The 25,618-nt window shown below is 62.7% G+C and carries 25 protein-coding genes; 14 read left to right on the forward strand and 11 right to left on the reverse strand.

The features are described from left to right. Genes G9U53_RS01880 through G9U53_RS01895 form a run of 4 tightly spaced genes read right to left on the reverse strand, consistent with a single transcriptional unit; the run spans nucleotide 1 to nucleotide 3,444 of the window. On the reverse strand, nucleotides 1–645 hold the full coding sequence (locus G9U53_RS01880; RefSeq protein ID WP_003942323.1) for a GntR family transcriptional regulator: 645 nt from the start codon (nucleotides 643–645) through the stop codon (nucleotides 1–3). A gap of 47 nt (nucleotides 646–692) precedes the next feature. Beyond that, a complete protein-coding gene (locus G9U53_RS01885; RefSeq protein ID WP_165638261.1) occupies nucleotides 693–1,763 on the reverse strand; it encodes an isopenicillin N synthase family oxygenase in 1,071 nt (356 codons plus the stop codon). After that, nucleotides 1,760–2,665, reverse strand: a complete 906-nt coding sequence (locus G9U53_RS01890) for an ABC transporter permease (RefSeq protein ID WP_007731277.1) — start codon at nucleotides 2,663–2,665, stop codon at nucleotides 1,760–1,762. The genes G9U53_RS01885 and G9U53_RS01890 overlap by 4 nt, the downstream gene beginning before the upstream one ends. After that, nucleotides 2,662–3,444 (reverse strand): ABC transporter ATP-binding protein, encoded by a 783-nt coding sequence (locus G9U53_RS01895; protein WP_003942349.1) that lies wholly within the window; start codon nucleotides 3,442–3,444, stop codon nucleotides 2,662–2,664. The genes G9U53_RS01890 and G9U53_RS01895 overlap by 4 nt, the downstream gene beginning before the upstream one ends. Before the next feature lie 251 nt (nucleotides 3,445–3,695). Here G9U53_RS01895 and G9U53_RS01900 point away from each other — a divergent pair, with 251 nt between their 5' ends. The 3 genes from G9U53_RS01900 to G9U53_RS01910 are packed head-to-tail and all read left to right on the forward strand — an operon-like array spanning nucleotide 3,696 to nucleotide 7,248. Then, a complete protein-coding gene (locus G9U53_RS01900; RefSeq protein ID WP_003942310.1) occupies nucleotides 3,696–4,886 on the forward strand; it encodes a hypothetical protein in 1,191 nt (396 codons plus the stop codon). 15 nt (nucleotides 4,887–4,901) lie between these two features. Continuing rightward, complete coding sequence (locus tag G9U53_RS01905) at nucleotides 4,902–5,879, forward strand: 2-oxoglutarate and iron-dependent oxygenase domain-containing protein (RefSeq protein ID WP_003942293.1); 978 nt, start codon at nucleotides 4,902–4,904, stop codon at nucleotides 5,877–5,879. A gap of 40 nt (nucleotides 5,880–5,919) precedes the next feature. After that, nucleotides 5,920–7,248 carry an amidohydrolase family protein gene (locus G9U53_RS01910; RefSeq protein WP_165638262.1) on the forward strand — a complete coding sequence of 443 codons (1,329 nt, stop codon included), beginning with the start codon at nucleotides 5,920–5,922 and terminating at the stop codon, nucleotides 7,246–7,248. Between the two features lie 6 nt (nucleotides 7,249–7,254). On the opposite strand, the gene G9U53_RS01915 is transcribed toward G9U53_RS01910, so the two are convergent. The 3 genes from G9U53_RS01915 to G9U53_RS01925 all read right to left on the reverse strand — a co-directional run bounded on the left by G9U53_RS01915 (nucleotide 7,255) and on the right by G9U53_RS01925 (nucleotide 11,727). Next, the gene (locus G9U53_RS01915; protein WP_030534986.1) at nucleotides 7,255–8,889 is read right to left on the reverse strand and encodes an acyl-CoA synthetase; all 1,635 of its coding nucleotides are present in this window, start codon (nucleotides 8,887–8,889) and stop codon (nucleotides 7,255–7,257) included. A 156-nt stretch (nucleotides 8,890–9,045) separates the two neighbouring features. After that, the gene (locus G9U53_RS01920; protein ID WP_003942363.1) at nucleotides 9,046–10,251 is read right to left on the reverse strand and encodes an acyl-CoA dehydrogenase family protein; all 1,206 of its coding nucleotides are present in this window, start codon (nucleotides 10,249–10,251) and stop codon (nucleotides 9,046–9,048) included. 27 nt (nucleotides 10,252–10,278) lie between these two features. Further along, nucleotides 10,279–11,727, reverse strand: coding sequence for an acyl-CoA dehydrogenase family protein (locus tag G9U53_RS01925; protein ID WP_165638368.1), 1,449 nt, complete (start codon nucleotides 11,725–11,727; stop codon nucleotides 10,279–10,281). A gap of 103 nt (nucleotides 11,728–11,830) precedes the next feature. Here G9U53_RS01925 and G9U53_RS01930 point away from each other — a divergent pair, with 103 nt between their 5' ends. After that, complete coding sequence (locus G9U53_RS01930; RefSeq protein WP_347570798.1) at nucleotides 11,831–12,976, forward strand: histidine kinase; 1,146 nt, start codon at nucleotides 11,831–11,833, stop codon at nucleotides 12,974–12,976. Continuing rightward, entirely contained in the window at nucleotides 12,973–13,611 is a 639-nt protein-coding gene (locus tag G9U53_RS01935) for a response regulator transcription factor (RefSeq protein WP_165638263.1), read from the forward strand. The genes G9U53_RS01930 and G9U53_RS01935 overlap by 4 nt, the downstream gene beginning before the upstream one ends. Here the strand turns inward: G9U53_RS01935 and G9U53_RS01940 are convergent. The 3 genes from G9U53_RS01940 to G9U53_RS01950 all read right to left on the reverse strand — a co-directional run bounded on the left by G9U53_RS01940 (nucleotide 13,605) and on the right by G9U53_RS01950 (nucleotide 16,577). Further along, entirely contained in the window at nucleotides 13,605–15,143 is a 1,539-nt protein-coding gene (locus G9U53_RS01940; protein ID WP_165638264.1) for a multicopper oxidase domain-containing protein, read from the reverse strand. The two genes, G9U53_RS01935 and G9U53_RS01940, sit on opposite strands and share 7 nt — an antisense overlap. A gap of 137 nt (nucleotides 15,144–15,280) precedes the next feature. After that, nucleotides 15,281–16,063, reverse strand: coding sequence for a histidinol-phosphatase (hisN, locus tag G9U53_RS01945; protein WP_003942301.1), 783 nt, complete (start codon nucleotides 16,061–16,063; stop codon nucleotides 15,281–15,283). Between the two features lie 19 nt (nucleotides 16,064–16,082). Next, nucleotides 16,083–16,577: a carbonic anhydrase gene (locus G9U53_RS01950; protein WP_165638265.1), complete on the reverse strand. Its 495-nt coding sequence runs from the start codon at nucleotides 16,575–16,577 to the stop codon at nucleotides 16,083–16,085. A 109-nt stretch (nucleotides 16,578–16,686) separates the two neighbouring features. Between G9U53_RS01950 and prfB the strand changes: the two genes are divergently transcribed. From prfB to G9U53_RS01985, 7 genes are all read left to right on the forward strand, one after another. After that, a complete protein-coding gene (prfB, locus tag G9U53_RS01955) occupies nucleotides 16,687–17,793 on the forward strand; it encodes a peptide chain release factor 2 (protein WP_003942364.1) in 1,107 nt (368 codons plus the stop codon). Between the two features lie 22 nt (nucleotides 17,794–17,815). After that, nucleotides 17,816–18,700 (forward strand): mechanosensitive ion channel family protein, encoded by an 885-nt coding sequence (locus G9U53_RS01960; RefSeq protein WP_003942304.1) that lies wholly within the window; start codon nucleotides 17,816–17,818, stop codon nucleotides 18,698–18,700. Beyond that, complete coding sequence (locus G9U53_RS01965; protein WP_165638266.1) at nucleotides 18,697–19,182, forward strand: hypothetical protein; 486 nt, start codon at nucleotides 18,697–18,699, stop codon at nucleotides 19,180–19,182. The genes G9U53_RS01960 and G9U53_RS01965 overlap by 4 nt, the downstream gene beginning before the upstream one ends. Before the next feature lie 62 nt (nucleotides 19,183–19,244). Continuing rightward, nucleotides 19,245–19,934: a cell division ATP-binding protein FtsE gene (gene ftsE / locus G9U53_RS01970; RefSeq protein ID WP_003942294.1), complete on the forward strand. Its 690-nt coding sequence runs from the start codon at nucleotides 19,245–19,247 to the stop codon at nucleotides 19,932–19,934. 81 nt (nucleotides 19,935–20,015) lie between these two features. Continuing rightward, on the forward strand, nucleotides 20,016–20,921 hold the full coding sequence (gene ftsX, locus G9U53_RS01975; RefSeq protein WP_003942367.1) for a permease-like cell division protein FtsX: 906 nt from the start codon (nucleotides 20,016–20,018) through the stop codon (nucleotides 20,919–20,921). A 76-nt stretch (nucleotides 20,922–20,997) separates the two neighbouring features. Beyond that, entirely contained in the window at nucleotides 20,998–21,471 is a 474-nt protein-coding gene (smpB, locus tag G9U53_RS01980; RefSeq protein WP_003942330.1) for an SsrA-binding protein SmpB, read from the forward strand. 8 nt (nucleotides 21,472–21,479) lie between these two features. Beyond that, a complete protein-coding gene (locus G9U53_RS01985) occupies nucleotides 21,480–22,337 on the forward strand; it encodes a DMT family transporter (RefSeq protein ID WP_165638370.1) in 858 nt (285 codons plus the stop codon). Between the two features lie 36 nt (nucleotides 22,338–22,373). Here the strand turns inward: G9U53_RS01985 and G9U53_RS01990 are convergent, their stop codons facing one another. Then, nucleotides 22,374–22,958, reverse strand: a complete 585-nt coding sequence (locus G9U53_RS01990; RefSeq protein WP_165638267.1) for an XRE family transcriptional regulator — start codon at nucleotides 22,956–22,958, stop codon at nucleotides 22,374–22,376. Between the two features lie 65 nt (nucleotides 22,959–23,023). Here G9U53_RS01990 and G9U53_RS01995 point away from each other — a divergent pair, with 65 nt between their 5' ends. Both G9U53_RS01995 and G9U53_RS02000 read left to right on the forward strand, forming a co-directional pair. After that, nucleotides 23,024–23,971, forward strand: coding sequence for an NAD(P)/FAD-dependent oxidoreductase (locus tag G9U53_RS01995; RefSeq protein ID WP_165638268.1), 948 nt, complete (start codon nucleotides 23,024–23,026; stop codon nucleotides 23,969–23,971). Between the two features lie 20 nt (nucleotides 23,972–23,991). Continuing rightward, the gene (locus G9U53_RS02000; protein WP_075832893.1) at nucleotides 23,992–25,566 is read left to right on the forward strand and encodes an SDR family oxidoreductase; all 1,575 of its coding nucleotides are present in this window, start codon (nucleotides 23,992–23,994) and stop codon (nucleotides 25,564–25,566) included. Nucleotides 25,567–25,618: the final 52 nt, after the last annotated feature.

A 25,618-nucleotide genomic window follows, 5' to 3' on the forward strand; every position in this document is an offset into this window, starting at 1 on the left:
TCAGGTCCGGGTTGTTCGGACGAGTAGCCCGGCTACGTGTGCGCTCGCGGCAGTTCTCGCTCCCAAGGCGTCACCCGATTCGATGGCCGCGACTATACGAGCGTGCTCGGTGACAGCGATCCGCCGATTGAGCTCGAGGCTCCACATGTCCGAACGGTAGAGATGTGACTGTCCATCCAGACGATGCAGGGCTTCGCTGAGTGGGTGATTGCATGCAGTCTCACGAATCAAGGTGTGGAACTCGAGGTCGAGCTTCGAATCCCGACGCTGATCCGGCGAGCTCTCGAGAAGTTCGCGTTGCACCTGCACCATCTTGTTCAGCTGTGACACGGTTTCGTGCGTGGCATTGGCCGTCGCGTTGAACGCCGCGAGACCGTCGAGTACCTCACGCACCTCGAAGACCGCGCGCAGAGACTCCGCGTCCAGCGAATCGACTTTTGCACCCGCGTTCCGTGTGTGGACGGCGATGCCCTCGTAGATCAACTGCTGCACGGCCTCGCGGACCGGCGTTCGACTGACATTGAGCTTGCTCGCCAGCGCGGGAACACTCAGTGGTGTCCCCGGCGCCAGCTCGCCCGAAAAGATCAGTTCGCGAAGCGTCTCGTGCACGGACTCGGTGAGTAAAGCTCGTTCGGTGGTGGTCATCTTGTCCTCACTTCGATCCTGCACGATGTCGACGGTACCCGGGAGCGTTATCCAGCGGCGCGCACCCGGTCAGCGCTGCGACTGTCGACGTCGGGCGCCGTCGCGCCTTTCAGTCCGGCCACTTTGGCCGCGATGTTCTCAGCGATCGTGATCGGCGGGTATCCCACTTCGCCCGGTGTGAGAGTCCCTGGCAGTGCTTCGATGACGGCGTCGTAGTTCCCGTCGAAAAAGAATGCGGCAGAGCGACGTCGGATGATCTGACCATCGACGATAGGTGGGTCGACTCGGTGCACTGTCGAGCGCCATCGGTCGTTCGTCCAGCGTGCCATCGCGTCGCCGAGGTTGATCAAGAGTGCGCCGTCGGCAGGTTGGACGTCGTGCCATACGCCGTCGGCACTCAGAACTTGAAGGCCCGGAACTTGATCTGCCCACAGGATGGTCAAGATTCCGAAGTCGGTGTGAGCGCCCATTCCCGTCATGTCGCCGGAGATGCGGATCTCGCCCTCGGGCAGTGCGTAGTTGTTCATCTTCATCGCGTCGATCGAATGGTCGAGCATCGAATCGAAGTACCCGGGCTGCAATCCGATGGCGTCGGTAAAGGCGCACATCAGGATTCGTGCCAAGCCCTGGGCATGACGGAAATACTCTTCGATTGCCGGTCGGAATCCGGGCGCGGCCACGGGCCAGGTGTTGGCGGCGTAGCTGGACTCGGGTAGGTCGACGCCCGGATAGTCGCTCACCTCTGTGCCCACGACTATTGCTTCGTAGAAATCGTTCATCTGGTTCGCAGCGGCGACGCCCAGGCTCATGCTGAGTGATTCCGATTTCGGTGGTGAGTAGCCGCGGTTCTCGGACGAGGGACGGCGATAGTTGTTCTTCACCGTCAGTGGGAGAGCAAAGAACTCGTCGAGAGCGTCGGCCAGTCCTTCGGTCGCCGATCGTGGAATGCTGTGTCCGACAATCTGTATGAATCCGACCTCCCGGCACGCGCGATCGAGTTGAGCTGCCACTTCCGCACAGGCAGTGCTGTTGGTGGCGTTTGCAACCGCTGCCTCGCCGCGGAGGTACGGGCTGATATCGATCGTAGGGATTTCGAAGACAGGAGTTTCGTGGGTCATTTAAAGTCCTTGCGGCCGGACGTGTGCCACTTACCGACGAGCACACGTGAGAGGAATCCAAAGGCAGAGAAGACGAGGACACCGAACACCGACGCGATCACGATCGCGGCGATCAGATCCTCGGACTGAAGGCGGCTTCGGTAGACGTCGAGCAGCGTTCCGATCCCGGGTTGTCCTTTGGCGAAGAACATGTCGCCGATGATGGCACCGACGACAACAAGGCCGGAGGCGGTGCGGATGCCGGTGAGAATAGCCGGCATTGCCGCTCGCAGTTCGAGTTTCACCAATCGATCCCAACGGGACGCGCGGCCGAGGGTGAACAGTTCGTGCAGTCCGCGATCGACCGATTGCAATCCGAAGTGTGTGTTGGTGATGATCGGGAAGGCTGCGATGAGAACGCACACCAGGGTGCGCGCGGTCATGCCGTAGCCGAACCAGAGCCCGATGAGGGGGACGATGGCGAGGATGGGAATGACCTGCAGCACAACGGCATAGGGATAGACGATCCGCTCGATCCACTTGGCCTGGCTCATCAGCACGCCGGTTCCGACGCCGACTGCCACCGCGACCACGAAGCCGACCAGTGCTACCTGTGCCGTCACTGCGAGGGCTTCGAGCATGGGAGAGAGGTGTTTCCAGTCGAGTAGCGACTTTGTCAGTACTTGACTCGGCGGCGGAAGGAGAAATCGACGTTCCGGGGAGAGAACGAGGTAGCTGACGATCGACCACGCTGCGACCGCGCCGGCAAGTGAGAGCAGCGGATAGAGCAGGAAGGTGCCGAGCGCTCTCATTCGCGAGGGCCGTCCGGGCTGTGACTGTGCTCGCGCGGCGGTCGCAGAATCAGTGCGAACGGCGGAATTGCGTGCGGTGGTGCCCTGTTGCACTGCAAGGACTTCGGTCATCGTGAGCTCCCATGGAGACTGGCCGAGATCTCGGCGACGTGTTCGGTGTATCGGGCGTCGTAGCGCAGTTCCGGGCTACGCGGGTACGGGAAATCGATGTCCACGACCGAATGGATTCGTCCGGGCCGGGCGGTCATGACGACCACCTTGTTTGCGAGGTACACGGCCTCGGATACCGAGTGCGTAATGAACATCGAGGTGAACCCCTTGTCGGTGTAGAGCCTTTGCAGCTCTACCTGCATCTCCAGTCGTGTCATCTCGTCGAGAGCACCGAAAGGTTCGTCGAGCAGCATCACAGCAGGTGCGAGGGTGAGCGCACGTGCCAACGAGACGCGCATCTTCATTCCGCCCGACAACGCGTTGGGCAGTTGTTTCGCAAAGTCCGCCAGGCCCACTGCGCGAATTGCCTCGTCGGCGCGCAACTTTCGGGCTGCTTTGTCGCCGCCACCGAGTTCGGCGGACAATTCGACGTTGGCCTGCACGGTTCGCCAGGGGAGGAGAGTCGGCTCCTGGAAGATGAAGCCAACTGATTCGGTGTCGAGGGCAACCGCGCCGCTGGTCGGTCGCTCGAGGCCGGCCGCCATGCGCAACAAAGTCGACTTGCCGCAGCCGGAGGGTCCGACCACGGCGACGAAGTCTCCTCGCTCCACGTTCAGATCGATGCCGTCCAGCGCGACAGTGCCGGTATCGAACTTCTTGACGACATCGGAAAAGACCATCTGCATCGGTGCGGTGAGCTTGCGAGCGTCGGCATCCTGCATCGTGTTCGCGAGTTCCATCTGAGCCTCCGGTTCGATAATGCATGCAAAAGTTGTTCAATATGTATGAACCATCTTGAATTGCATGTATGTCGCCTAGGTTGCTGAATGTAAATGTGAGGTGACATTGCAGGTGAAGCGAGAATCCTGGCGCACGTTACCTGATGGAAACAACGAGTCGATTGCATGTAATCCACGTGCTGCAGAGTGTGCTCATCGGATCACCCTTCCTGGTTCGCCCACATCCCAATTGTTTTCACGAAGGAGACGCTGTGTATTCAAATCGCAAGGTGCATTCCAATCGCAGAAGTGTGGGAGCGGCGGGCGCGGCACTGGCCATGTGTGCAGCCATCGGATTGACTGCGTGCAGCTCCAGTGAGGCTGAGACGGCCAAGGCTGAATCTCTCGAACCAGCTGCCGAGGCTCAGAACCTAGCGGGTCTCTGTCCGGAAAACGTTGTGGTTCAACTCCAATGGCAGCCACAGTCGGATATGGGGGCGCTCTTCGAGATGCTTGGTCCCGGCTATTCGGTCGACACCGACGACAAGTCCGTCAGTGGGACTCTTGTCGCCGGAGGGAAGGACACCGGAGTCGACTTGACCTTGCGGGCCGGGGGACCGGCAATCGGGTTCCAATCCGTCAGCTCCCAGATGTACGTCGACGATTCGATCACTCTCGGCTTGGTGCACGGCGATCAGGTGATCGCGGCAGCGGCAAGTCAGCCCGTTGTGGCCGTCACGCCATTGCTCAAGTACAGCCCGGCAATCCTCATGTGGGACAAAGAGTCTCATCCGGAATGGGCGAGTGTTGCCGATATCGGCAAGTCCGACGCGAGTGTCGTCGTTTCCAAGGAGCAACTGTTTCCGCAGTGGCTCGTGGCGAAAGGCCTACTGAAGCAGTCTCAGCTCGACACGAGCTACGACGGAGCTCCCTCGCGATTTGTCGGTGACCCGACCATCGCTCAGCAAGGATTCGCGAATTCGGAACCGTACACGTACGAGAAGGAGACGCCGGCGTGGGACAAGCCGGTTTCCTATGACCTGCTGAAAGATTCGGGTTTCGACATCTACGCGTCCAATGTTTCCGTTCGTGCCGACAAGGTCGAGACACTCTCCCCGTGTTTGAGCAAGCTGGTTCCGATCATTCAGCAGGCCACCGCGGACTACATCACTGCGCCGGATACGGCGAATGCTGCCATTGTCGACGTCGTCTCGCAGGACGTGTCGTTCTCTCCCTACACCGAGGGTGAAGCAGCGTTCAGTGCCCAACTCTTGAAAGAGAAGGGCCTGATCGCGAACGAGGCGGACGGATCCGTCGGCACGTTCGACATGACGCGAGTCGCTCACACCGTCGAAGAACTGAAGCCCATCCTGAACGCCGGGGGTGCGGCGATACCGCAGTCATTGACTGCAGAAGCGATCTACACCGACAAGTTCACCGATCGGTCCATCGGAATCCGCTGAAGGAGCTGACAGCAAATGACGTACGACATGACAGAACTCAACCGCGAGACCCGCATGGGTGGCCTGGGCACGGAGACCACCGACCGCGAGGTCCGAAGAATCGATCTCTCGGATTTCGAGAACCGGCGCAGCGAGATCGCCGAGGAGTTGTGGTCGGCAGCGACCGACATCGGATTCTTCCAAATCGTCAATCACGGGATCGATCTGGACCAGGTCCGCGAGGCCTTCGCGGCGGCCGAGCGATTCTTTGCACTGCCCACCGAGGTCAAAGCGCAGTATCCGCTCAAGAAGGGTTTCAACTCCGGCTGGGAGAGCATGACGCAGGTGCGTCCGTCCATCGGAACACCTGATCAGAAAGAGTCCTATCAGGTGACCCGCCCGCATATGGGTGATCTGTGGCCCACTGCAGACGAATTGGGCGGATTCCGCGAAACGATCCTGGACTTCGAAGCCAAGTGCTGGGGCATTGCGATGGACCTGTTGTCGTGCTTCGCCGAGAAGCTGGGATTCGAACGAGACTTCTTCACCAGGGCACATGACCCGTCGGTGGACACCTACCAGAGCACGCTGCGACTACTCCACTACTTCCCCCTTGCCGCCGACGCAGATGTCGAAGGGATGTGGCGTGCCGGAGCACACACCGATTTCGATTGCCTGACATTGCTTTTCCAGCGTGACGGTCAGGGCGGCTTGCAACTGTGCCCGGGCAAGGAGATGGACACCCAGGAATGGACGTCGGTGGTGCCGGCTGAGGAAGCAATCACCTGCAACATCGGCGACATGCTGATGAGATGGAGTGATGACGTCCTGCCGTCGAATTTTCATCGAGTCAAGAGTCCCGGAGTCACCGACTATCGGGGAGCCCGCTACAGCCTCGCGTTCTTCGCTCAGGCGAACCGCGACGTGACCATCGAGGGGCCGGCGGGCAAGTACCCGCCGATCACTGCCGAGGACTACATCGACCAGCGAGTACGCGCGAACTTCGCGCGTTGATCCGTATCCGTTCCGTCACACACTTTCAGGAGAACTGGCGATGACTACCGCGCCCAAGAACATGACCGACGCGATCATCCGGGACGTGACGTTGTACAGCGGCGGGCAATGGCTGACCGGCCACGACGTCGTCGTCTCGAATGGGGTGGTCGAATCGATCGAGAAGTCGACCGGCACCGCCACACCTGGAAGTGTGGACGGATCGGGGGCGTATCTGATCCCTGGGTTCGTCAACACCCATACGCACCTTCAGCAGTCACTGATGCGTGGGATCGCCGAAGGGACACCGCTTCTCGAATGGCTACTCGCGGTCGCAGAAGAGTCGGTTCAGATCACGCCGGAGCGCGCATACACGGCCACTGTCGCAGCCTCGCTGGAGGCATTGCGCAGCGGTACGACCACCCTGGTCGAACACATGTGGCCGCATCCGTCCAGCGAGGTTCACGACGCTGTGATCCGGGCGTTGCACGACACCGGGATTCGTGCCGTACTGGGACGCGGAACCGCAGACCGGGCGGACAAGACGAGGAAGTGGGGCTTCGATCCGCGGCTCATGCAACCACTCGGAGACGTTCTCGCACATACGGATCAGATGATGCGCGACGTCGCAGGTTCCCGCGTCGACGTGGCAGTCGCGGTACCGAACCCACGTTCGCTGACCCCGGAGGGGATGTTGGAAGTGCGTGAGTTCGCGCAGGCTCGCGACCTGACGGTCTCGATTCACCTGCTCGAGACGCAGACCGACAACACGATGTGTACCGAACACGCAGGCATGAACGCGGTCGACTACCTGGATTCCCATGGGTTCTTGTGGGACCGGGTGCTGGCGGTCCACTGCGTCGAACTCGACGACCGTGGTCAGAAGGTGCTGGCGGAGCGCGGCGTCGGAGTGTCGTACAACCCCGTCAGCAACATGCGGCTCGGTAGCGGAATCGCGCCCGTCCCGAGTTTCCTCGACGCGGGGATCGCGGTGGGGTTGGGTGTGGACGGCGCAGCCAGCAACGATACTCAGGACATGCTCGAGACGCTGCGCACCGGCGCCTATGTGCAGCGAGCCGCGCGCGGCCGTGCCGACCTGCTCGGCTTCGAAGCCATGATCGACATCGCATCCGGCGGTGCAAACGCAGCACTCGGTCTGCCGGCCAGGTCCGGCGGGATCTCCGTGGGCGATCCCGCCGACCTCACCATGATTCGGTTCGAACGCGACTTCGGTTGCCTCCCGGTGCGAGATCCGGGTGCGTCCATTCTCACGACGGGCAGTCGTCAGATAGTGGACACGGTGTTGGTGGCGGGCGAGGTCGTGCTCCGCGGCGGGCACTCGACTCGCGTCGACGAGGCGGAATTGATCCGCACGCTCAGCGCTTTGTGACTGTGCTCAGTCTTCGCTGATCTCCATCTCGATCAGGACGCGGCGCAACAGCTTTCCGGTGGCGTTGCGGGGAAGTTCGTCGATGAAGACGATCTCGCGGGGAACCTTGTAGCGCGCGAGATTGGACCGGACGTGATCCTTCAGCTCGTCGGAGTTCTGGTCGGCGCCGTGGGCGACGACGACAAAAGCTCGCAGGCGGTGCCCGAAGTCGGCGTCCTCGACTCCGATGACTGCCGCTTCCAAGACGTCCTCTCGATCGGCGAGCAGGTTCTCGACTTCGAGCGGGTAGACGTTCTCGCCACCGGAGACGATCATGTCGTCGTCGCGGCCGTCGACGAAGAGGAGGCCGTTGGCGTCGAAGTGTCCGACGTCGCCGGTCGAGAGAAGTCCGTCGATACGTTCCTTGTCGCGCCCGTCGGTGTATCCCTCGAAGCTCAGCCCGCTGGCGACGAAGATCCTGCCGATCGTGTGTGGGGTGGTGATTTTCTTGTTGTTCTCGTCGAACAGTTCGACGTGACAGGTCACCGGAGCGCGGCCCGCGGTTCCCGGCGCAATGGTCAGATCCTCGGGAGTCGCGACCGTGGCCACTGCGACCTCGGTGGATCCGTACAGGTTGTAGAGGACGTACCCGAACGAGGCCGTGACTCGCTTGCACAGGTCGGGCGAGAGTGACGAACCTGCCGAGAAGATGATCTTCAGATTCGACGTGTCGTACTTGGACAGCACGTCGGGACCGAGGTCGATGATGCGAGTGAGCATCGTCGGGACCACGACCAGACTGTCGCACTTGTACTGGGCGACAAGCTTGATCGTGTTCTCCGGATCGAACTTTCGATGCATGACGACGGTCTGGCCGAGCGCCAACGCGAGAGCGAACTGCGAGACACCGGTTCCGTGGAAGGCGGGGGCCGCCATCATCATGGTCTGTCCGCGGCGCAACGGCACGCGGTCGAGGAACTGTGCCGACGCGAGAGGGGAGGTGTGGCCACGCGGCGCACCCTTGGGAGTTCCCGTTGTGCCGCTGGTGAGGAGGACGAAGCCACCGTTCTTCTCGGGTGCCGGCACCGACGACGTGGTGCGTCCGGCGATGGCCTCGTCGAGAGTAGCTGCCGTGGAACCGTCAGCGGCTGTGCCCTCTGGCCAGGAACGATAGACGACGACGTCGTCCGGCAAGGCATCGGCGATGGCCGCGAACTCGTCGTCGTAGACGAAGGCGACCACCTTCTCCCGCGCGGCGACGTCCACGAGTTGGGGCCGAGCGAAGCCCGTGTTCATGAGAACGAGCTTCGTTCCGTTCTTCGCTGCCGCCAGCATGGTCAGGACCAAGCCTCGATGGTTACGGCACATCGCACCCATGACGGAGTCGGAGGTGATGCCGTCGGCCTGCCACGCCCGGACCAACGCGTTGCTCTGACGCTCGAGCTCGGCATAGGTGATGGGTCCGCGCTCGTCGATGATCGCCACCGCGTCGTAGCCGTTCTCGGCGTGTGCATGGACCGGCCCGGCAAAGGGTCCGTACTTATCCACGGCTGCAATGGATTTGAGCCCGCGATCGAGGCGAGGGAACGGGACGAGTCCGGCTCGGAACATGACCCCCGCCGCGCCGATGGTGTCAGTGACCTTGGTGACCAATCCGGGCATACGTGAACCTCTTCCGAGCGTCGTTGTAGGACTGATTACACACTAATGCGCAATCAGGTTTCGGTGGTGAAGTTTCACGATGGCGACCGAGCACTCCGCCCCGCCACCTCGAAAGGTGGCGGGGCGGAGTGTTTCGGGATCTGGTCCGTGCGACCGTCACTTCAGTTCGGCGGACGACTTTCCGAGCAGGCGGCGTGCGACGATCAGCTGCTGGATCTGCTGGGTGCCCTCGAAGATGTCGAGAATCTTCGAGTCGCGGCCCCACTTCTCGAGCAACGGGCGCTGCGAGTAGCCGTAAGTGCCGGCCAACTCGACTGCCTTGAGCGTCACGTCGGTGCCGGTGCGGCCGGCCTTCGCCTTGGACATGGACGCTTCGAGCGAGTTCGGCTTCTTGTTGTCGGCCATCCACGCCGCGCGCAGAGACAGCAGGTACGCGGCCTCCCAGTCGGCTTCCAAACGGATGAACTCGGCTGCAGCTGCATGCTGGTTGTAGACCGGTGTGTCGTAGGAGATCTCGACACCGGCTTCGGTCAGGATGCCGCGCAGTTCTTCGAGAGCTGCGCGTCCGACGCCGACGGCCATGGCTGCAACGAGGGGCCGGGTGTTGTCGAACGTCTGCATGACGCCGGCAAAGCCCTGCTCCACGTTGACCTCCGGGCTGCCGAGGATGTTGTCCGCGGGAATGCGGCAATCCTGGAGCAGGAGTACTGCGGTGTCGGAGGCCTTGATGCCCAGCTTGTGCTCGAGGCGAGCAACGCTCAGGCCCGGTGCGTCACGCGGAACGACGAACGACTTGATGGCCGCTCGGCCCTTCGACTTGTCGACCGACGCCCACACGACGATGTGCGTCGAACGCTCACCGGCGGTGACGAAGATCTTCTCGCCGTTGAGAACCCACTCGTCGCCGTCGAGAACGGCGGTGGTGGTCACGGCGGCGGAGTCGGAACCGAAGCTCGGTTCGGTGATGGCCATCGAGGCCCACACCTTGCCGAAACGTTCGAGCTGTTCGTCGGTTGACACTGCGGCGATCGCGGCGTTGCCGAGCCCCTGGTAGGGGATCGAGAGCATGAGTCCGACGTCGCCCCAAGACGTTTCGAGCGAGTTGAGGAGCGCAGACATGTTGCCGCCGTTGGCGTTGCCACCCTTGGCGCTCGCGTCTGACCGTCCGCCGCTGGCACCGCCGATGTCTCCACCGGAATCCGAGAGGCCTTCGACCATGGCAGCCATGGTGTCGAGCTCGACGGGGTACTCGTGCTCGGCAAGATCGTACTTACGTGAAATGGGTCGGAAGATCTGCGCCGCGACCTGATGTGCCTGGTTCGCTGATGCTTTGAGCTTCTTGGGAAGTTCGAGGTTGATCATCGTGGTTCTCCTGGAAGTTCAGCGGCGTCAGATGAGGACGATGCCCTCGGCAACGCCGATGGCACGGAGGTCGCGGTACCAGCGCTCGACCGGGTGTTCCTTGGTGAACCCGTGTCCACCGAGGAGTTGCACACCGTCGAGGCCGATCTGCATGCCCTTCTCGGAAGCCAGCTTCCGGGCCAGAGCGGATTCGCGAGCAAAGGACAAGCCCTGCTCGGCGCGTGAAGCGCCCCGAAGCGTGACCAGACGCAGTCCGTCGAGTTCGATGCCGATGTTGGCGACCATGAAGGCAACCGCCTGGCGGTGGCTGATCGGCTCGCCGAACGCTTCGCGCTCGTTGACGTACGGAATCACGTAGTCGAGAACTGCCTGGCTGGTGCCGACGGCCATGGACGCCCAACCGAGGCGAGCCAGGCGAATCGCGTCGGCGTATTCGGCCTTACGCTGCTCGGCGTCACCGTCGCCGAGCAGTGCGGACTCCGACACAGCGACGTCGGTGAGGATCAGGCGACCCAGACCGGCGGCGCGCAGACCCATGCTGGGATCTGCTTCGACGACGAGTCCCTTGGTGTCGGATTCGACGATGAAGAAGGACGGCTTGCCGTCGAGTTCTGCGGCGATGACGAAGAGTTCGGACGTAGCGGCGGCGGGCACCAAGCTCTTGACGCCGTTGAGCTTGTAGCCGCTGGGGGAGCGCACTGCCTTGGTCTGCAGGGCAAACGGATCGAACAGTGCGCGTGGTTCGTTGACCACCACTGCTGCGCCGGGGACCTGCTCGCCGGTGAAGGCCGGAAGGTAGGTCTTCTGCTGCGCGTCGGTGCCCCACTGCGTCAGTGCGACTGCCACACCGCTCGGTGCGAGGATCGGAAGTGCAAGTCCCATGTCTCCGTGCGCAAGTGCCTCGGCAACAAGAGAATTGGTGACTGCGCCGCGATCGGCGGCTGCTCCGTCGAGTTCTTCGGGAACGTTGATCAGCGTGATACCGAGCTCGGCCGCGCGCTTGGAGAGATCGGCGGGGGCCTGCGCTGCGCCGTCGGCGTCGTGCGCTGCGGGACGCAGGATCTCGGCCGCGAACTCGCGCACGGTCTCGAGGATCATCTTCTGGTCGTCGTCGGGGGTCAGATCGAAGTAGTCGGCGTTCTTGCTCGGGTTGTCGGGCAGGCGCTTGGGTGCGCCGTTGCCCGAGACCTTCTGGAATCCTCGAGTGGCGGCACCCAGGGTTTTGAAGCCCGTCTTGGTGCCCTCGTAGGTCACGCGATCGATGGTCTGACGCAGATTGAACTTCTCGGCCAGTTCCGAACCGGTGATCTTGGTAAGCACACGCATGGCTGCGCCCATGGCGTCGCGTTTGATCGGGTTCAGGCCGACGGCGGACGTGTCGCGGGGCGCACCCTTGGCGCCGCCGCGCTGCGCGCCCGATTCGCTGCGCTGAGCACTCTTGTCGGGGGCAACACTGTCTTGCTTGGTCATGATCACCAGCTGTTTCTCGGTGTTGGGGCGTTGGACGATCCTTATCTTACTCATCAGTAAGGTCTGTTGTCGAGAAACCGCGAAATGATGCGCGTCATAGGCTCGAGGGGTGAACCGGACAGAGGTGCCAGATCGGATACAGCGGTACGTGCGCTACACGCCGTTGGTGGTGGTCCCGTGCCTGTTGATCGCCAGCACGTATCCGGGGGAGTATCGAGTTCCCCTCACCTACTGGATTCTGTCGATGCTGTCGGCGCTCGCCTTCGCCGTCGGCCGTCGATGGCCGGTCTTCGCGTCCCTGGTCATCTCGGCGCTCGCCGTTCCGATGTTCGTCGCCGACGCCTGGGGGCTGTCCGAGCTTGTTCCGTATCTCGGGGCGGTCGCCGTCGTCGACGTCACGATGCGGGCCGAGCGTAGAGAAATGGTTGCCGTATCGGCAGCAGGATGGTGCGGTTCGGTGCTCGCGGGTATCTGGTTCGAATCTCACGAAGCGTTCTGGTCTGTCACGACGGCTGTGAAAGTGCTTGCGTACGTGGGGTTGCCACTGCTGCTCGGGCTGTATCTACGCTCGCAGCGTGAATTGGCCGCGAACAATCTTGCGCAGACCCGCGCTGCGGAGCGCAGTGCGCTCGCCCGCGAACTGCACGACCTGGTTGCGCACCACATGGCATCGATCGTCCTGAGAATCGGCGTGGCTCAACATGTCTTGGCGCCCCAGGACGAGGCCGTGCGTGAGGTCCTCGCGGATGTGCGTGGGACTGCGTCCGATGCGCTGGCCGATATCCGTCGCCTCCTGGTCGCACTTCGTGATCCTTCGCTCGGTGAGGTCGCTTTGGTCGAGCCGGATGCCGTCGAGGCGGAAATCGAGGCGGCGATAGATCGTGTGCGTGCGGCGGGTTTCGAGGTGCAGTCAGTCTTCGATGCCCAGGAGAATGTCGAGTCAGGCGCAGCCGATCTCGACGCGATCGGGAGGCTGACGTTGTTGCGGGTGATTCAGGAATCACTGACCAACGTCATGAAGCACGGCGACAAGAAGGGGCTGGTATCGGTCTCGGTCGGTCGCGAAGACAACCGGGTGCATGTCAGGGTTGTCAACGACGTCGAGGGATCGCCTCGGAGTGCAGGTCATGGCCTGGTGGGAATGCAGGAGCGTGCGGAGTTGGTCGGCGGCGAGATGACCGCCGGCACCAACATTGACGGGAAATGGGAAGTGCACGTGAGTATTCCACTCGTTGTCTCGGGCGATGTCTCGTGATCAGCGTGCTGATCGTCGACGACCAGCGACTTGTGCGCGCCGGTTTGCGGATGCTGTGCGCGGCAGCCGAGGACATGACCGTGGCCGGTGAGGCGTCGAACGGCGTCGAGGCGGTAGCGCTCGCTGCAGAATTGGATCCCGACGTGATTCTGATGGACTTGAGAATGCCCGGACTGGACGGGATCGGTGCCACGCAGCAGATCGTCAAGGCCGGTCGTCGAGCGCGCATTCTCGTGCTGACCACCTTCGACGACGACGATCATCTGTATCCCGCACTCGCCGCGGGGGCTTCGGGATTCTTCGTCAAGGACACCGAACCCGCCGAGCTGCTCGGTGCCATTCGGCGGGTCGCCGAGGGCGAGATGGTGTTCACTCCGGAACTTCTCCGCCGCGTTGTGGATCGAGCGGTGATCGGTGGTATCGCAGACACTGCTGTGACGGACAAGGTTCCGTTGACCGATCGCGAATCGCAGGTCCTCGCGCTGGTGGCAGAAGGGAAGAGCAATCAGGAGATCGCGGACACGCTGCATCTGGGTGTGACCACGGTGAAGACACACGTGGCGAACCTGATGTCGAAGACCGGTTGCGACAATCGGGTTCGCCTCGCTGTGTACCACTTGCAGAACTTTCAGTGACCGGAGTGCGAACCAGACGAAGGCATCGGCATGTCCATCGGCATGTCCATCTGCATCGGAGCCGCCTTCTGTCCCGGTTCGAGGACGAGGAATTGGCCCATCATCCCTTGGTCCTCGTGCATCAGCAGGTGGCAGTGGAACATGTACGGGAAGGTGGGATCGGTGTACTCGGACCACTGCAGCGCGACGCGAATCCTACTGCCCGGTGGTGTGTAAACAGTGTCCTTGAGTCCTCGTAAGTGAGGCGGAGGAGTGCGACCGTCGACGTCGAGGATCTGGAACTGTACGTCGTGGACATGGAAATTGTGTGGCCAGTTGTCCTTGTTGGTGATCGTCCACACCTCGGTCGCGCCGACCTCGGCCTCGAAGTCGATGCGGTTCATGTCCATTCGTTGCCCGTTGATCATGTACCACTGCAGATCGAAGGTTCGGGAAACGCTTGCCTTCGACGGATCCAGACGCGGCAGTACGGCCAACTGCGCCGGGAGAGTCGACCGTGACGCGCGGCTGGCAACGCCCCGCAGTTCGATGATGTCGAAGCGGTCGTTCATGCCGAAGTTCTCGGCGTCGGAGGAACTCACGCCACCGCCGTCCTCGATCGGGAACGACACCAGTGTGGTCGTCGCACCGGGGTCGACGCGAACCACGATCTCGGCTCGTTCGCCGGGGCTGAGCTGAATCCGCTTGATCGCAATAGGTGATTCGAGCAGTCCGCCGTCGGTGGCAATCAGATCGAACGTGCGGTCGTCGGGGAACCCCAGGTTGTAGAGACGGCCGGAAGAGCCGTTCAGAATGCGTAACCGGACGACCCCGGTGGTGACGTCGAGGTAGGCGTCGGAGATGCCGTTGGTGACGATCGTGTCGCCGAGCAGGCCTATGTCGGTCGGATCCGATTCGTCGAAGCTGCCGTCGGCGAGGAATCGACGATCCTGGATGATCAGCGGAACATCGTCGACACCATAGGTTTTGGGGATGTCCAACGCCCGCGTGTCGGCGTCGTCGACCAGGAACAGTCCGGCGAGACCGCGCTGCACGTGCCGTTCGGTGGATCCGTGCGGGTGTGGGTGATACCAGAGCGTCGACGCCGACTGGCCGATCGTCCACGCCGGTTCCCAGCGTCCGCCGGCTTCGATGGTCTGGTGCGGGCCGCCGTCGTATCGGGCGGGCAGACGCATGCCATGCCAATGGACGGTCGTGGGCTCTGCCAGTGTGTTGTCGATCGTGAATGCGACAGATTCTCCGCGTTCGGCGCGGACGGTGGGTCCCAGAATGGATCCGTTGAAACCCCAAGTGTCGGTGAGTTTTCCCGCGACGATCTCGGTGGTTCCGGCACCGGCACGAAGTGTGAAGTGGCGAACACCGGCGTCGTCGACGGTGGATTCGGCAAGCGGCGGAATCGGTAGCGGACGCGAAGTTCCGGCCACCGCCAGCGTGGCGCTCTTCGCTGCCGGGTCGGCGCCGCAGCCCACCGCGAGCCCGAGGGGCGCTGCGGCCAGACCGAACAGAATCGTGCGCCTGGAAATCCGGTTCATCGTTCTCCTGGAAGTAGTGCGTGATCAACTACTTCCAGTCAACGGGCCGAGATGTCGTGCCGAATCCTGCCGACGGGCCTGTCGGAACTCCTCCCTCGGACCCTTGCGGCGGGTGGGATGTTCTGGTAGTCGGGTGGTTACCGCAGGCGGGCCAGAACGTCTTCGTGCAGCAGTCCGTTGGTGGCGACCGCGCTGCCGCCGTGCGGACCTGCGCCGCCGTCCAGATCGGTGAACGCGCCGCCGGCCTCACGGACCAATACGTCGAGCGCTGCCAGATCCCACAGGGAAACCTCGGGTTCGGCAGCAATGTCGACGGCGCCTTCGGCCACGAGGCAGTAGGAGAAGAAGTCCCCGTAACCGCGCACGCGCCAGACGTGGTCGGTGAGTTCGACGAACTGATCGCGAATTCCGCGGTCCTTCCACCCCGAGAGGCTCGAGAAGCTCAGGCTCGCTGACTCGCTGCGATCGACGGCGGATACCTGGATCGCTCGCGCATCACTGTCTCCGAAGGAAGTATGTGCACCCAAACCTGTTGCAGCCCACCATCGCCGATTCAGTGCAGGTGCGCTCACGACGCCGACGACCGGGACGCCGTCCTCGAGCAAGCTGATCAGCGTGGCCCACACCGGTACGTTGCGGACGAAGTTCTTGGTCCCGTCGATGGGGTCGACCACCCACTGTCTGCCCTCGAAGACTGCGTCGCCGCCGAATTCCTCGCCGAGTACGGAATCCGCAGGACGATGCTCACCGAGCGTCGCGCGCACTGCTCGCTCGACAGCCAGATCGGCGTCGGAGACGGGGGTGAGGTCCGGCTTGTCGTCCACTCGAAGGTCGAGGGCGCCGAAGCGGGCGCGAGTGATCGCGTCAGCCTCGTCGGCGATACGGAGGGCGAGTGCGAGGTCGGATGCGCGATCGGTCACGGGTACACAACCTACCGGCTCAATCGGGGAGGACCTCGTTCAGCTTTCCGGTTGCGACGTCGAAGACGAATCCGCGTAGGGAGGTCGTCGCGGTGACGAACGGACTGTTCTCGATGCGCTTCAACGACTGACGGACGTCCTCGTCGATGTCGGGAAACGATTCGGCAGCCCAATCTGGTTTGATGCCGATCTCGTCCTGGATGGATCGCTTGAAGTCGTCGTCGGTGAACGTCAGCATTCCGCAGTCGGTGTGGTGGATGAGGATGATCTCGGTAGTTCCCAGCAGACGCTGGCTGATGGCCAGGGATCGGATCTCGTCGTCGGTGACGACTCCACCCGCATTGCGGATGACGTGCGATTCGCCTTCCTTGATTCCCAGCACCCGATAGACGTCGATGCGGGCGTCCATGCAGGCGAGTACGGCGACGTGTTTGCTGGGTGGGAGGGGGAGCGGTCCGGTGAACTGCTCGGCGTAGGCGGCGTTGTTCTGCAGGTATTCGTCGGTGACAGTCATCGTTCCAGTAGGTTCCCTCGGAGCGAGGTTGGCAAGGCTTCCAGTCCCGGTGATCCCAATACGTGACGGGCGGCAGGGCCGAGGTCGGCACCCGGTAGCCTTGAGAACCGTGCATCCCGACGTAATTGCAGACCTGAACGCCCTCGACACCACCCTTCGCACCTGCGAATCGGTTGTGGACGTCGAGGAGCTGCGCCGACGCATCGACGAGCTCGAGCACCAGGCAGCCGACCCGGGTCTGTGGAACGACCAGGAACACGCCCAGCAGGTCACGAGCCAGCTCTCCCACGCGCAGGCCGAGCTGCGCCGGATCGTGGCACTACGCGAGCGACTCGACGAGATGCCGATCCTCTACGAACTGGCAGAAGACGAAGGCCCCGACGCGGTGGCCGACGCCGACGCCGAGCGCGCGAGCCTGCGAGACGACATCGCGGCGATGGAAGTCAAGACCATGCTCTCGGGCGAGTACGACGAGCGCGACGCGCTCATCAACATCCGCTCCGGTGCCGGCGGTATCGACGCTGCAGACTGGGCCGAGATGCTCATGCGTATGTACATCCGCTGGGCGGAGAAGCACGACTACGGCGTCGAGGTCTACGACACGTCGTACGCCGAAGAAGCCGGACTCAAGAGCGCGACGTTCGCGATCAAGGGCCCGTATACGTACGGCACGCTGTCTGTCGAGATGGGCACCCACCGGCTCGTTCGCATCAGTCCCTTCGACAACCAGGGGCGTCGTCAGACGTCGTTCGCCGAGGTCGAGGTACTGCCGGTCGTCGAGACGACCGACCACATCGAGATCAACGAGAACGACATCCGCGTCGACGTCTACCGCTCGTCCGGTCCCGGCGGCCAGTCGGTCAACACGACGGACTCCGCCGTTCGACTCACGCACATCCCGACGGGAATCGTCGTCACCTGTCAGAACGAGAAGTCGCAGCTCCAGAACAAGGTGTCGGCGATGCGCGTCCTGCAGGCAAAGCTGCTCGCGGTCAAGCGTCAGGAAGAGCGCGCCGAGATGGATGCGCTCAAGGGCGACAGCGGCAGCTCGTGGGGCAACCAGATGCGCTCCTATGTTCTGCATCCGTACCAGATGGTCAAGGACCTGCGTACCGAGTACGAGGTCAACAACCCGTCGGCAGTGCTCGACGGCGACATCGACGGGTTCCTCGAGGCCGGCATCCGCTGGCGCATGAGCGAGAACCAGTCCGCATAGCGTTCGGATACCGAAAGGCACGATGACTTTACTTCGACCTGGGCAGAACCTGCTCGATTGGCTTCAAACCACCGGTTTGTCCGTCCTCATGACCGTGCTCGGGGCGATGATTCTCGCCCGGTTGGTCAGTTGGGGAGGCAACAAGGTCACCGACCAGATCGACTCCAACTATCAGTTGGGCGATGCGCTGGTTCGTTCCGAGGCGACCAAGCATCGTCACTCGGTCGCGCAGGTCATCACCTGGGTGGTCATCACGTTCATCTACGTGATCGCGACGCTGAAGGTTCTCGACCAACTGAACCTGCCGATCGGAAGTCTCGTCGCGCCGGCGACCGTTCTCGGTGCGGCGCTCGGTTTCGGTGCACAGCGCGTCGTGCAGGACATTCTTGCCGGTTTCTTCATCATCACCGAACGTCAGTACGGCTTCGGTGACACCGTCCGGCTTGCGATCACCGGCTCCTCCGACGACGCCGAAGGTGTCATCGAGGACGTGACCCTGCGCGTGACGCGGATGCGGAACTCCGACGGCGAGGTCATCACCGTTCCCAACGGCCAGATCGTGAAAGCGACCAACCTGTCCAAGGATTGGGCACGCGCCGTCATCGACGTTCCGGTTCCGGCGACCGCCGATCTCACCCGGGTCAACGAGGTGCTTCGCCAGGTCGGAGTCGACGCGATGGCCGACCGCGGACTCAAGAAACTGCTGCTCGACGAGCCCACGGTCATGGGCGTCGAAAGCCTGGAGGTCGATCAGGTCAACGTGCGGATGGTCGCGCGCACACTCCCTGGCAAACAGTTCCAGGTCGGACGCGCTCTTCGCGTCCGCGTCGCCGCAGCACTGCGACGTCAGGGGATCACGGTGTCACCGGATCTACACACCGTACGGACCGAGGAGGCGAGCGAATGACCGATCAGGAACCGCGCCGCGGACTCGACCGACTGTTTCACCTGGACTGGCTCCCGTCCCGGATTTTCGGCGGCCGGATGCGAACCTCTACCTTCATTCTCATCGTGGCGTGGATATTGACGTATCTGTTGCATACGTATCTCAATCCTGAGGACCCGACCGCAGTGACACCACCGCCCAGCGTGGACACGTCGCAGACCGAGCCTTACGTCGCGCCCTCGGTCAAACCGTCGACGACGACCCCCGTGCCGTCCTCGACCGAGCCGACGACTACGTCCGTGACCCAGTCTCCGGAATCGAGCACGGGCAGCTCAGGTTCTCCGACGCCGACTTCGGGTCCCGCGCCTGCGCCGGGCAACGCCGAACAGTCCGCGACCACGGTGCCGACCACTCCGGTGACGACGACCGTTCCCCAACCTGGCGCGGCGATGCAGGCACCGACGTCTGTGCCGCAGTCACCCGCGACCACCGGTACCGGATAAGGACGAGGGTGCTCGCGCGTGGCGCCAAGGTCACCGTTAGATAACGGCTAGACTGGCTAGTTGTGATCAGCATGAAGAATGTGTCGAAGTCCTACAAGGCCTCCACCAGGCCGGCGCTCGACAAGGTCAGTGTGGAGGTGGAGAAGGGGGAGTTCGTCTTCCTCATCGGCCCCTCCGGCTCCGGCAAGTCGACGTTCATGCGGTTACTGCTCAAGATGGAGTCGCCCACGTCCGGCGACATCGAGGTCGCGGATTTCCACGTCAACAAGTTGGCGGCCCGCCGCGTGCCGAAGCTTCGCCAGAGCATGGGCTGCGTTTTCCAGGACTTCCGCTTGCTTCAGCAGAAGACGGTCTCCGAGAACGTGGCCTTTGCGTTGGAAGTCATCGGCAAGCCCCGCAACGTCATCGCGCGCACTGTGCCCGAGGTTCTCGACATGGTCGGTCTGGCCGGCAAAGCCGATCGACTGCCCACCGAACTTTCCGGCGGTGAGCAGCAGCGCGTCGCCATCGCCCGCGCATTCGTGAACCGCCCTCTCGTGCTGCTCGCCGACGAGCCCACCGGCAACCTGGACCCCGAAACGAGCCAGGACATCATGCTGCTGCTCGAGCGGATCAACCGCACCGGCACCACCGTCGTGATGGCGACCCACGATCACCACATCGTCGACTCCATGCGTCGACGCGTCATCGAACTCGATCTCGGCAAGGTGACCAGAGACGAAGCGCGGGGTGTGTACGGCGTCGGCAGGTAGCGCCGACTACGACCACACGTCCCGTACGCCCACCGGTTGTCGTGAAACAACCGGCCTCTCGAGAAGGAATCGGATTCCCCGATGCGCGCCAGCTTTATTTTCAGCGAAGTCCTGACCGGCCTACGCCGCAACATCACGATGACCATCGCCATGATCTTGACGACGGCGATCTCCCTCGGACTCTTCGGCGGCGGTCTGCTGGTCGTGCAGATGGCAGGCAAGACCCAGCAGATCTTCCTCGAACGCGTCGAGGTGCAGATCTTCCTGACCGACGACATCTCTTCGGCCGATCCCGGTTGCGAGCAGGAGATCTGCAGTTCGTTGCGCAAGGAACTCGAGCAGACTCCGTCCGTCGTCGCGGTTCAGTACCTCAACCGCGAAGACGCCGTGAAGGACGCCACCGAGCGCGTGTTCAAGGACCAGCCCGAACTGGCAGCCCTGGTGAGCCCGGACAGCTTCCCGGCGTCGTTCAAGGTCAAGCTCAGTGACCCGGAGCGGTTCGGCGTCATCAACGACACCTTCGGTTCGAGGCCCGGCGTCGAGAGTGTGCTCAATCAGCGCGAGTTGGTGGACCGACTGTTCAGCGTGCTCGGTGGAGTGCGCAACGCAGCGTTCGCGATCGCGATCGTCCAGGCGATAGCGGCCATCCTGCTCATCGCCAACATGGTCCAGATCGCCGCGTTCACGCGTCGTACCGAGGTCAACATCATGCGGTTGGTCGGCGCGACGCGTTGGTACACCCAGCTTCCGTTCCTCCTCGAAGCCGTCGTGGCGGCCTTGATCGGTGCGGTGCTCGCCATTGCCGGACTGTTCACGGCGAAGAACGTCTTCATCGACGGGGTCCTGTCCGACGTCTACGAAGCGAACATCGTGGCGCGGATATCCAACAGTGACGTGCTGTTCGTCTCGCCGATCCTCGTACTTGCCGGTGTCGGAATGGCCGCGGTGACGGCGTACGTGACGCTGCGTCTGTACGTCCGCGAATAATCGGTTTGCACGAGCTTCTATGCTGGAACAGCAAGAACCATTCGACAGCAAGACAGCGGACTGAGAGGCCCGGACAGTGAAGGAAAAGGGCCGCAAGGTCATTGCGACCAATCGCAAAGCACGCCACAACTACACGATCATCGACACCTACGAGGCCGGCATCGCTCTCGTCGGGACCGAGGTCAAGAGTCTGCGTGAAGGCAAGGCGTCGCTCGTCGACGCGTTCGCCACGGTGGACAACGGCGAAGTGTGGTTGCGCTCGTTGCACATTCCGGAGTACACGCAAGGCACGTGGAACAACCATTCGCCACGGCGTACCCGAAAGCTCCTGCTGCACAAGCGTGAGATCGAGCACCTCGTCGGCAAGACCCGCGAGGGAAACCAGACGCTGGTCCCGCTGTCGATGTACTTCAACGACGGCAAGGTCAAGGTCGAACTCGCACTGGCAAAGGGTAAGCAGGACTACGACAAGCGCCAGGACATGGCCAAGCGCACCGCCGAGCGCGAGGTGACCCGCGAGCTCGGTCGTCGTATCAAGGGCATGCGCTGACCTCCATCCTGCTTGCCCTCGTGGCGGCAGTTGCCTACGGAGTCAGCGACTTCGTCGGGGGAGTTGCGTCACGACGAGTTGCCGCACTGCGTGTGGTGATCGTCTCGTATCCACTCTCGCTCGTCATCGTTCTGATCGCAGCACCTTTCGTATCCGGGACGCTGACGCTGAACGGTCTGATCTGGGGTGCGATCGCGGGCGTCACGAGTGGTCTGGCGGTCTGGTGGTTCTATCTCGCGCTGGCAACTGGCCCCATGTCGGTGGTCTCGCCGCTGACAGCTGTTCTGGTGGCGGGTATTCCGGTGCTCGTCGGCTTCGCTTTCGGTGAGCGGCCGGGGTTGATCGCGTACCTGGGTATCGCCGTCGCGCTGGTCGCCGTCGTCCTGGTCAGCCGCGAGTCGCCTGACGATGCGGCGGGTGAGGTTGCCGGCGGAATCACCCTCCGCTTCACCAGGCAAGTGGCGCTTCTGACCGTCGGAAGCGGTAGCGCATTTGCTCTCTCGTTCATCGCACTTCACCAGATCGGCGAGGGCAGCGGGCTGTGGGCGTTGGCCGTATCTCGAGGTGCCGCGACCGTCGTGGTGTGGTTGGTCGCGCTGGCGGCCGGTCACTTCGTTCTCCCACGAGGCGAGCCACTCAAGCTCGCGGTGTATGTCAGCGTCCTCGACGTCGTCGCGAACGGGACGATGATCTATGCCTTCCAAGGCGGAATGCTCTCACTGGTCAGCGTGATCGGTTCGCTGTATCCGGCTGCGACAGTTCTGCTCGCCATGGTGATGCTGGGCGAGCGGGTAAGCCGCGTGCAACAAGCGGGAATGCTGTTGGCGCTGGCGGCAGTCGGCATGATTGCCGTCGCGGGCGCCTAGATTTTTTCGAGTTCCAGCGTTTTCAGTTCCAGCGTTTCAGCCGCGTCTGTCAGCCGGCGCTGCGCGTAGGTGAACCCGCTCGCCTTGTTTTCCGAAGAGGCTGATCGCCTCGGCCGGCCGGCCGTCGGCAGCACTGATTCGGTGCGGGATGTGCGTGTCGAACTCGGCGGCCTCGCCTGCGCCCATGATGAAATCACGATCGCCGAGTTGGAGCCGAATGCGCCCGGACAGAACGTAGACCCACTCGTAGCCCTCGTGGGATCCCGGTTCGCGATCGTCGTCGGTGGGGGAGATGATCATCTTGTAGGCCTGGAGGTTGCCGGGTTGACTGGTCAGCGGAATGACCGTCATGCATCCGACCGTTCGAGGTTCTTCTCGAACGCGGGGGTCCTTGATCTTGCTGTTCACCAGGTCGTCCAACGGGACGCCGTGTGCCTTGGCAATCGGCAGCAGAAGCTCCAAGTTGGCTCGGCGAGTACCGGATTCGAGTCTCGAGAGTGTGCTGACGCTGATGTCGGTGGTCTCCGACAGGTCGGCCAGGGTCATGTCGGACTGCTGGCGCAACGCACGCAGGCGAGGGCCGATGCCGGCTAGAACGGCTTCGAACGATTTTTCGGTCATGGATCTATTTTGCCAAAGTGGCAACAGTGTTTGTCAAGAATGCGATCTCTTGTCATTCTGGATTCATGACGCAGAACTCATTCGACGTAGCAGTAATCGGAGCCGGCGCGGCAGGGCTGAACGCCGCACTCATCCTTGGTCAGGCACGCAGGTCCGTGATCGTCTTCGACAACGGATCACCACGGAACGCGGCCGCCGATCACATGAACGGATTCCTCTCCCGCGACGGCATGAACCCCGCCGAATTGTTGACCATCGGCCGAGGTGAGGTCCGCAAATTCGGCGGCGAGTTCCATGACGGCAACGTTGTCTCCGTGACACGGGACGGCGAGAAGTTCTCGGTAGAACTGGCTGACGGCAGCAAGATTCAGGTGCGCAAGGTCCTCGTTGCAACGGGTCTGACGGACCGCCTGCCGGACGAACTCGAAGTCTTCGGCGAGCGTTGGGGCCGCGACGTGTTGCACTGCCCGTACTGCCACGGGTACAGCGTGCGCGATCAGCCGCTTGGCGTGATCGCCAAGAGCGCGGAATTTGCGATGCACCAGGCCCTCATGGTTCGCCAGTGGTCCGACGACGTGGTTCTCTTCCTCCATCGAATCACCGAACTGAGTTCCGAAGATCGGGAAAAGCTTGCAGCTCGCGATATTTCGATCGTCGAGGGTGAGGTCGCTGGTCCCGTCGTCGAGGATGATCGGTTGGTGGGCGTGCGGTTGGCCGACGGCAGTGTGGTCGCGCGTTCGGCGGTCTTTGTCGGTGGCGCCCTCACGATGGACCCCAACGATGCGATCTTGCGCGCATTCGGTGCGCAGCGCGCCGAGACGATGATGGGCGATTTCGTCACAGTCGACATGATGGGGGCCACAAGCGTGCCCGGCGTGTTCGCCGCGGGCAATGTCGTGGACCCGGGTGCCCAGGTCATCATGGCCGCAGCCGCCGGGGCGAAGGCCGGAGCGGGGATCAACATGATGTTGACCAACGACGACCTCGAGGTTGCACTCGCGCTTCGCAGTTGAATTGTGCGTAGCGTGGGGTGATGGACGCAGTGAGAGTGTTGATCACGGGTGCGACCGGATACATCGGCGGACGTCTTGCCCCTCGCCTGGTCGAAGAGGGTCATCGAGTTCGAGTGGTGGTGCGCAGCCCGGAGAAACTACGCGATGTTCCCTGGCACGATTCCGTGGAGATCAAGCGCGGGGATCTGACCGACAGTGCCACCCTCTCAGGTGTTTTCGACGATATCGACGTGGTCTACTACCTCGTTCACGCCATGGGTGGGGGAGGGTCGTTCTCGGACATCGACAAGCGAAGCGCGGAGAACGTCGCCGCCGCTGCCCGCGATGCGGGGGTGCGACGGATCGTCTACCTGGGCGGGCTTCATCCGTCCGACCGAGAGTTGTCGACTCACTTGCAGTCCCGGCTCGAAGTCGGTCGGATCCTGCTCGACTCCGAGGTTCCGACGGTTGTGTTCCAAGCTGGAGTGGTGATCGGATCGGGTTCGGCGTCCTTCGAAATGGTGCGCCACTTGACCAATCGGCTTCCGGTGATGACCACACCCAAGTGGGTGCACAACAACATTCAGCCGATCGCGGTGCGTGACGTACTCCACTATTTGATTGCCGCCGCGGCGACGACGCCGGAGGTCAACCGCGCCTTCGACATCGGTGGGCCGGATGTCATGCAGTACGGCGAAATGATGAACACCTACGCCGACGTCGCTGGATTGGTACGCCGACGCATCCTCGTCCTGCCCGTCCTCACCCCGCGTCTGGCAGGTCACTGGGTGGGATTGGTCACGCCGATCCCACGAGGTTTGGCGATGCCCCTGATCGAATCCCTGCAGAACGACGCGGTGATGCACAATCACGACATCGACGGCTTCATCCCGCCTCCCGCCGAGGGCCTCACGCCGTATCGAGAAGCGGTGCGACTGGCACTTCGAAAGATCGACACCGGTGAGGTGGAGACGGCGTGGTCCGGTGCAACGATTGCGGGCGCTCCATCCGATCCTCTTCCATCCGACCCGGATTGGGCCGGCGAAGCGGTCTACGTCGATCATCGCGAACGTGACTGCGCGGCGGATCCGAAAACCCTCTGGTCGGTGGTCGAGTCGATCGGCGGCGAGAACGGTTGGTATTCATTCCCTTTGGCGTGGGCCATTCGGGGGTGGATGGACCGCGCGGTCGGTGGTGTCGGACTGCGCCGGGGCAGGCGGGATCCACGCCGGCTCAACACGGGCGAAGCCCTGGACTTTTGGAGGGTCGAAGAAATCGATCGAGGCAAGTTGCTCCGATTGCGCGCCGAGATGAAGGTCCCGGGCGGAGCATGGTTGGAGTTGCGAGTATCAGAAGGCCCAGCCGGTGCCGACGGACGGCCGGTGGGTTCCCACCTCGATCAACGCGCGGTCTTCTTCCCTCGCGGGCTCGCGGGTCGGGCGTACTGGTATTCGATCCTGCCTTTCCACGGAGTCGTCTTCCAGGGGATGATCACCAACATCACCGGTGCCGCCGAGCGTGAGATGGCTGCAGTGCAGGAAACGGGTGCAGTGCAGGAAGCGGGTGCAGTGCACGAAACGGCTGGGGCGAAGGACACGGAAAGTGCCGCCGATTAATTGGTATGACTTCCGAACTTCGGCGCGTTATAGTGAATAGCCCCACGAAAGA

It is taken from the genome of Rhodococcus sp. D-46, from assembly GCF_011290655.1.
GTDB classification, from domain to species: Bacteria; Actinomycetota; Actinomycetes; order Mycobacteriales; family Mycobacteriaceae; genus Rhodococcus_F; species Rhodococcus_F qingshengii.

What these genes read in the sequence shown, in the direction of transcription:
- G9U53_RS01880 (WP_003942323.1), bottom strand. Translation starts at nt 645, where the DNA reads ATGACCACCACCGAACGAGCTTTACTCACCGAGTCCGTGCACGAGACG.
- G9U53_RS01885 (WP_165638261.1), bottom strand. Translation starts at nt 1,763, where the DNA reads ATGACCCACGAAACTCCTGTCTTCGAAATCCCTACGATCGATATCAGC.
- G9U53_RS01890 (WP_007731277.1), bottom strand. Translation starts at nt 2,665, where the DNA reads ATGACCGAAGTCCTTGCAGTGCAACAGGGCACCACCGCACGCAATTCC.
- G9U53_RS01895 (WP_003942349.1), bottom strand. Translation starts at nt 3,444, where the DNA reads ATGGAACTCGCGAACACGATGCAGGATGCCGACGCTCGCAAGCTCACC.
- G9U53_RS01905 (WP_003942293.1), top strand. Translation starts at nt 4,902, where the DNA reads ATGACGTACGACATGACAGAACTCAACCGCGAGACCCGCATGGGTGGC.
- G9U53_RS01910 (WP_165638262.1), top strand. Translation starts at nt 5,920, where the DNA reads ATGACTACCGCGCCCAAGAACATGACCGACGCGATCATCCGGGACGTG.
- G9U53_RS01915 (WP_030534986.1), bottom strand. Translation starts at nt 8,889, where the DNA reads ATGCCCGGATTGGTCACCAAGGTCACTGACACCATCGGCGCGGCGGGG.
- G9U53_RS01920 (WP_003942363.1), bottom strand. Translation starts at nt 10,251, where the DNA reads ATGATCAACCTCGAACTTCCCAAGAAGCTCAAAGCATCAGCGAACCAG.
- G9U53_RS01940 (WP_165638264.1), bottom strand. Translation starts at nt 15,143, where the DNA reads ATGAACCGGATTTCCAGGCGCACGATTCTGTTCGGTCTGGCCGCAGCG.
- G9U53_RS01950 (WP_165638265.1), bottom strand. Translation starts at nt 16,577, where the DNA reads ATGACTGTCACCGACGAATACCTGCAGAACAACGCCGCCTACGCCGAG.
- G9U53_RS01960 (WP_003942304.1), top strand. Translation starts at nt 17,816, where the DNA reads ATGACTTTACTTCGACCTGGGCAGAACCTGCTCGATTGGCTTCAAACC.
- G9U53_RS01965 (WP_165638266.1), top strand. Translation starts at nt 18,697, where the DNA reads ATGACCGATCAGGAACCGCGCCGCGGACTCGACCGACTGTTTCACCTG.
- ftsX (WP_003942367.1), top strand. Translation starts at nt 20,016, where the DNA reads ATGCGCGCCAGCTTTATTTTCAGCGAAGTCCTGACCGGCCTACGCCGC.
- G9U53_RS01990 (WP_165638267.1), bottom strand. Translation starts at nt 22,958, where the DNA reads ATGACCGAAAAATCGTTCGAAGCCGTTCTAGCCGGCATCGGCCCTCGC.
- G9U53_RS01995 (WP_165638268.1), top strand. Translation starts at nt 23,024, where the DNA reads ATGACGCAGAACTCATTCGACGTAGCAGTAATCGGAGCCGGCGCGGCA.
- G9U53_RS02000 (WP_075832893.1), top strand. Translation starts at nt 23,992, where the DNA reads ATGGACGCAGTGAGAGTGTTGATCACGGGTGCGACCGGATACATCGGC.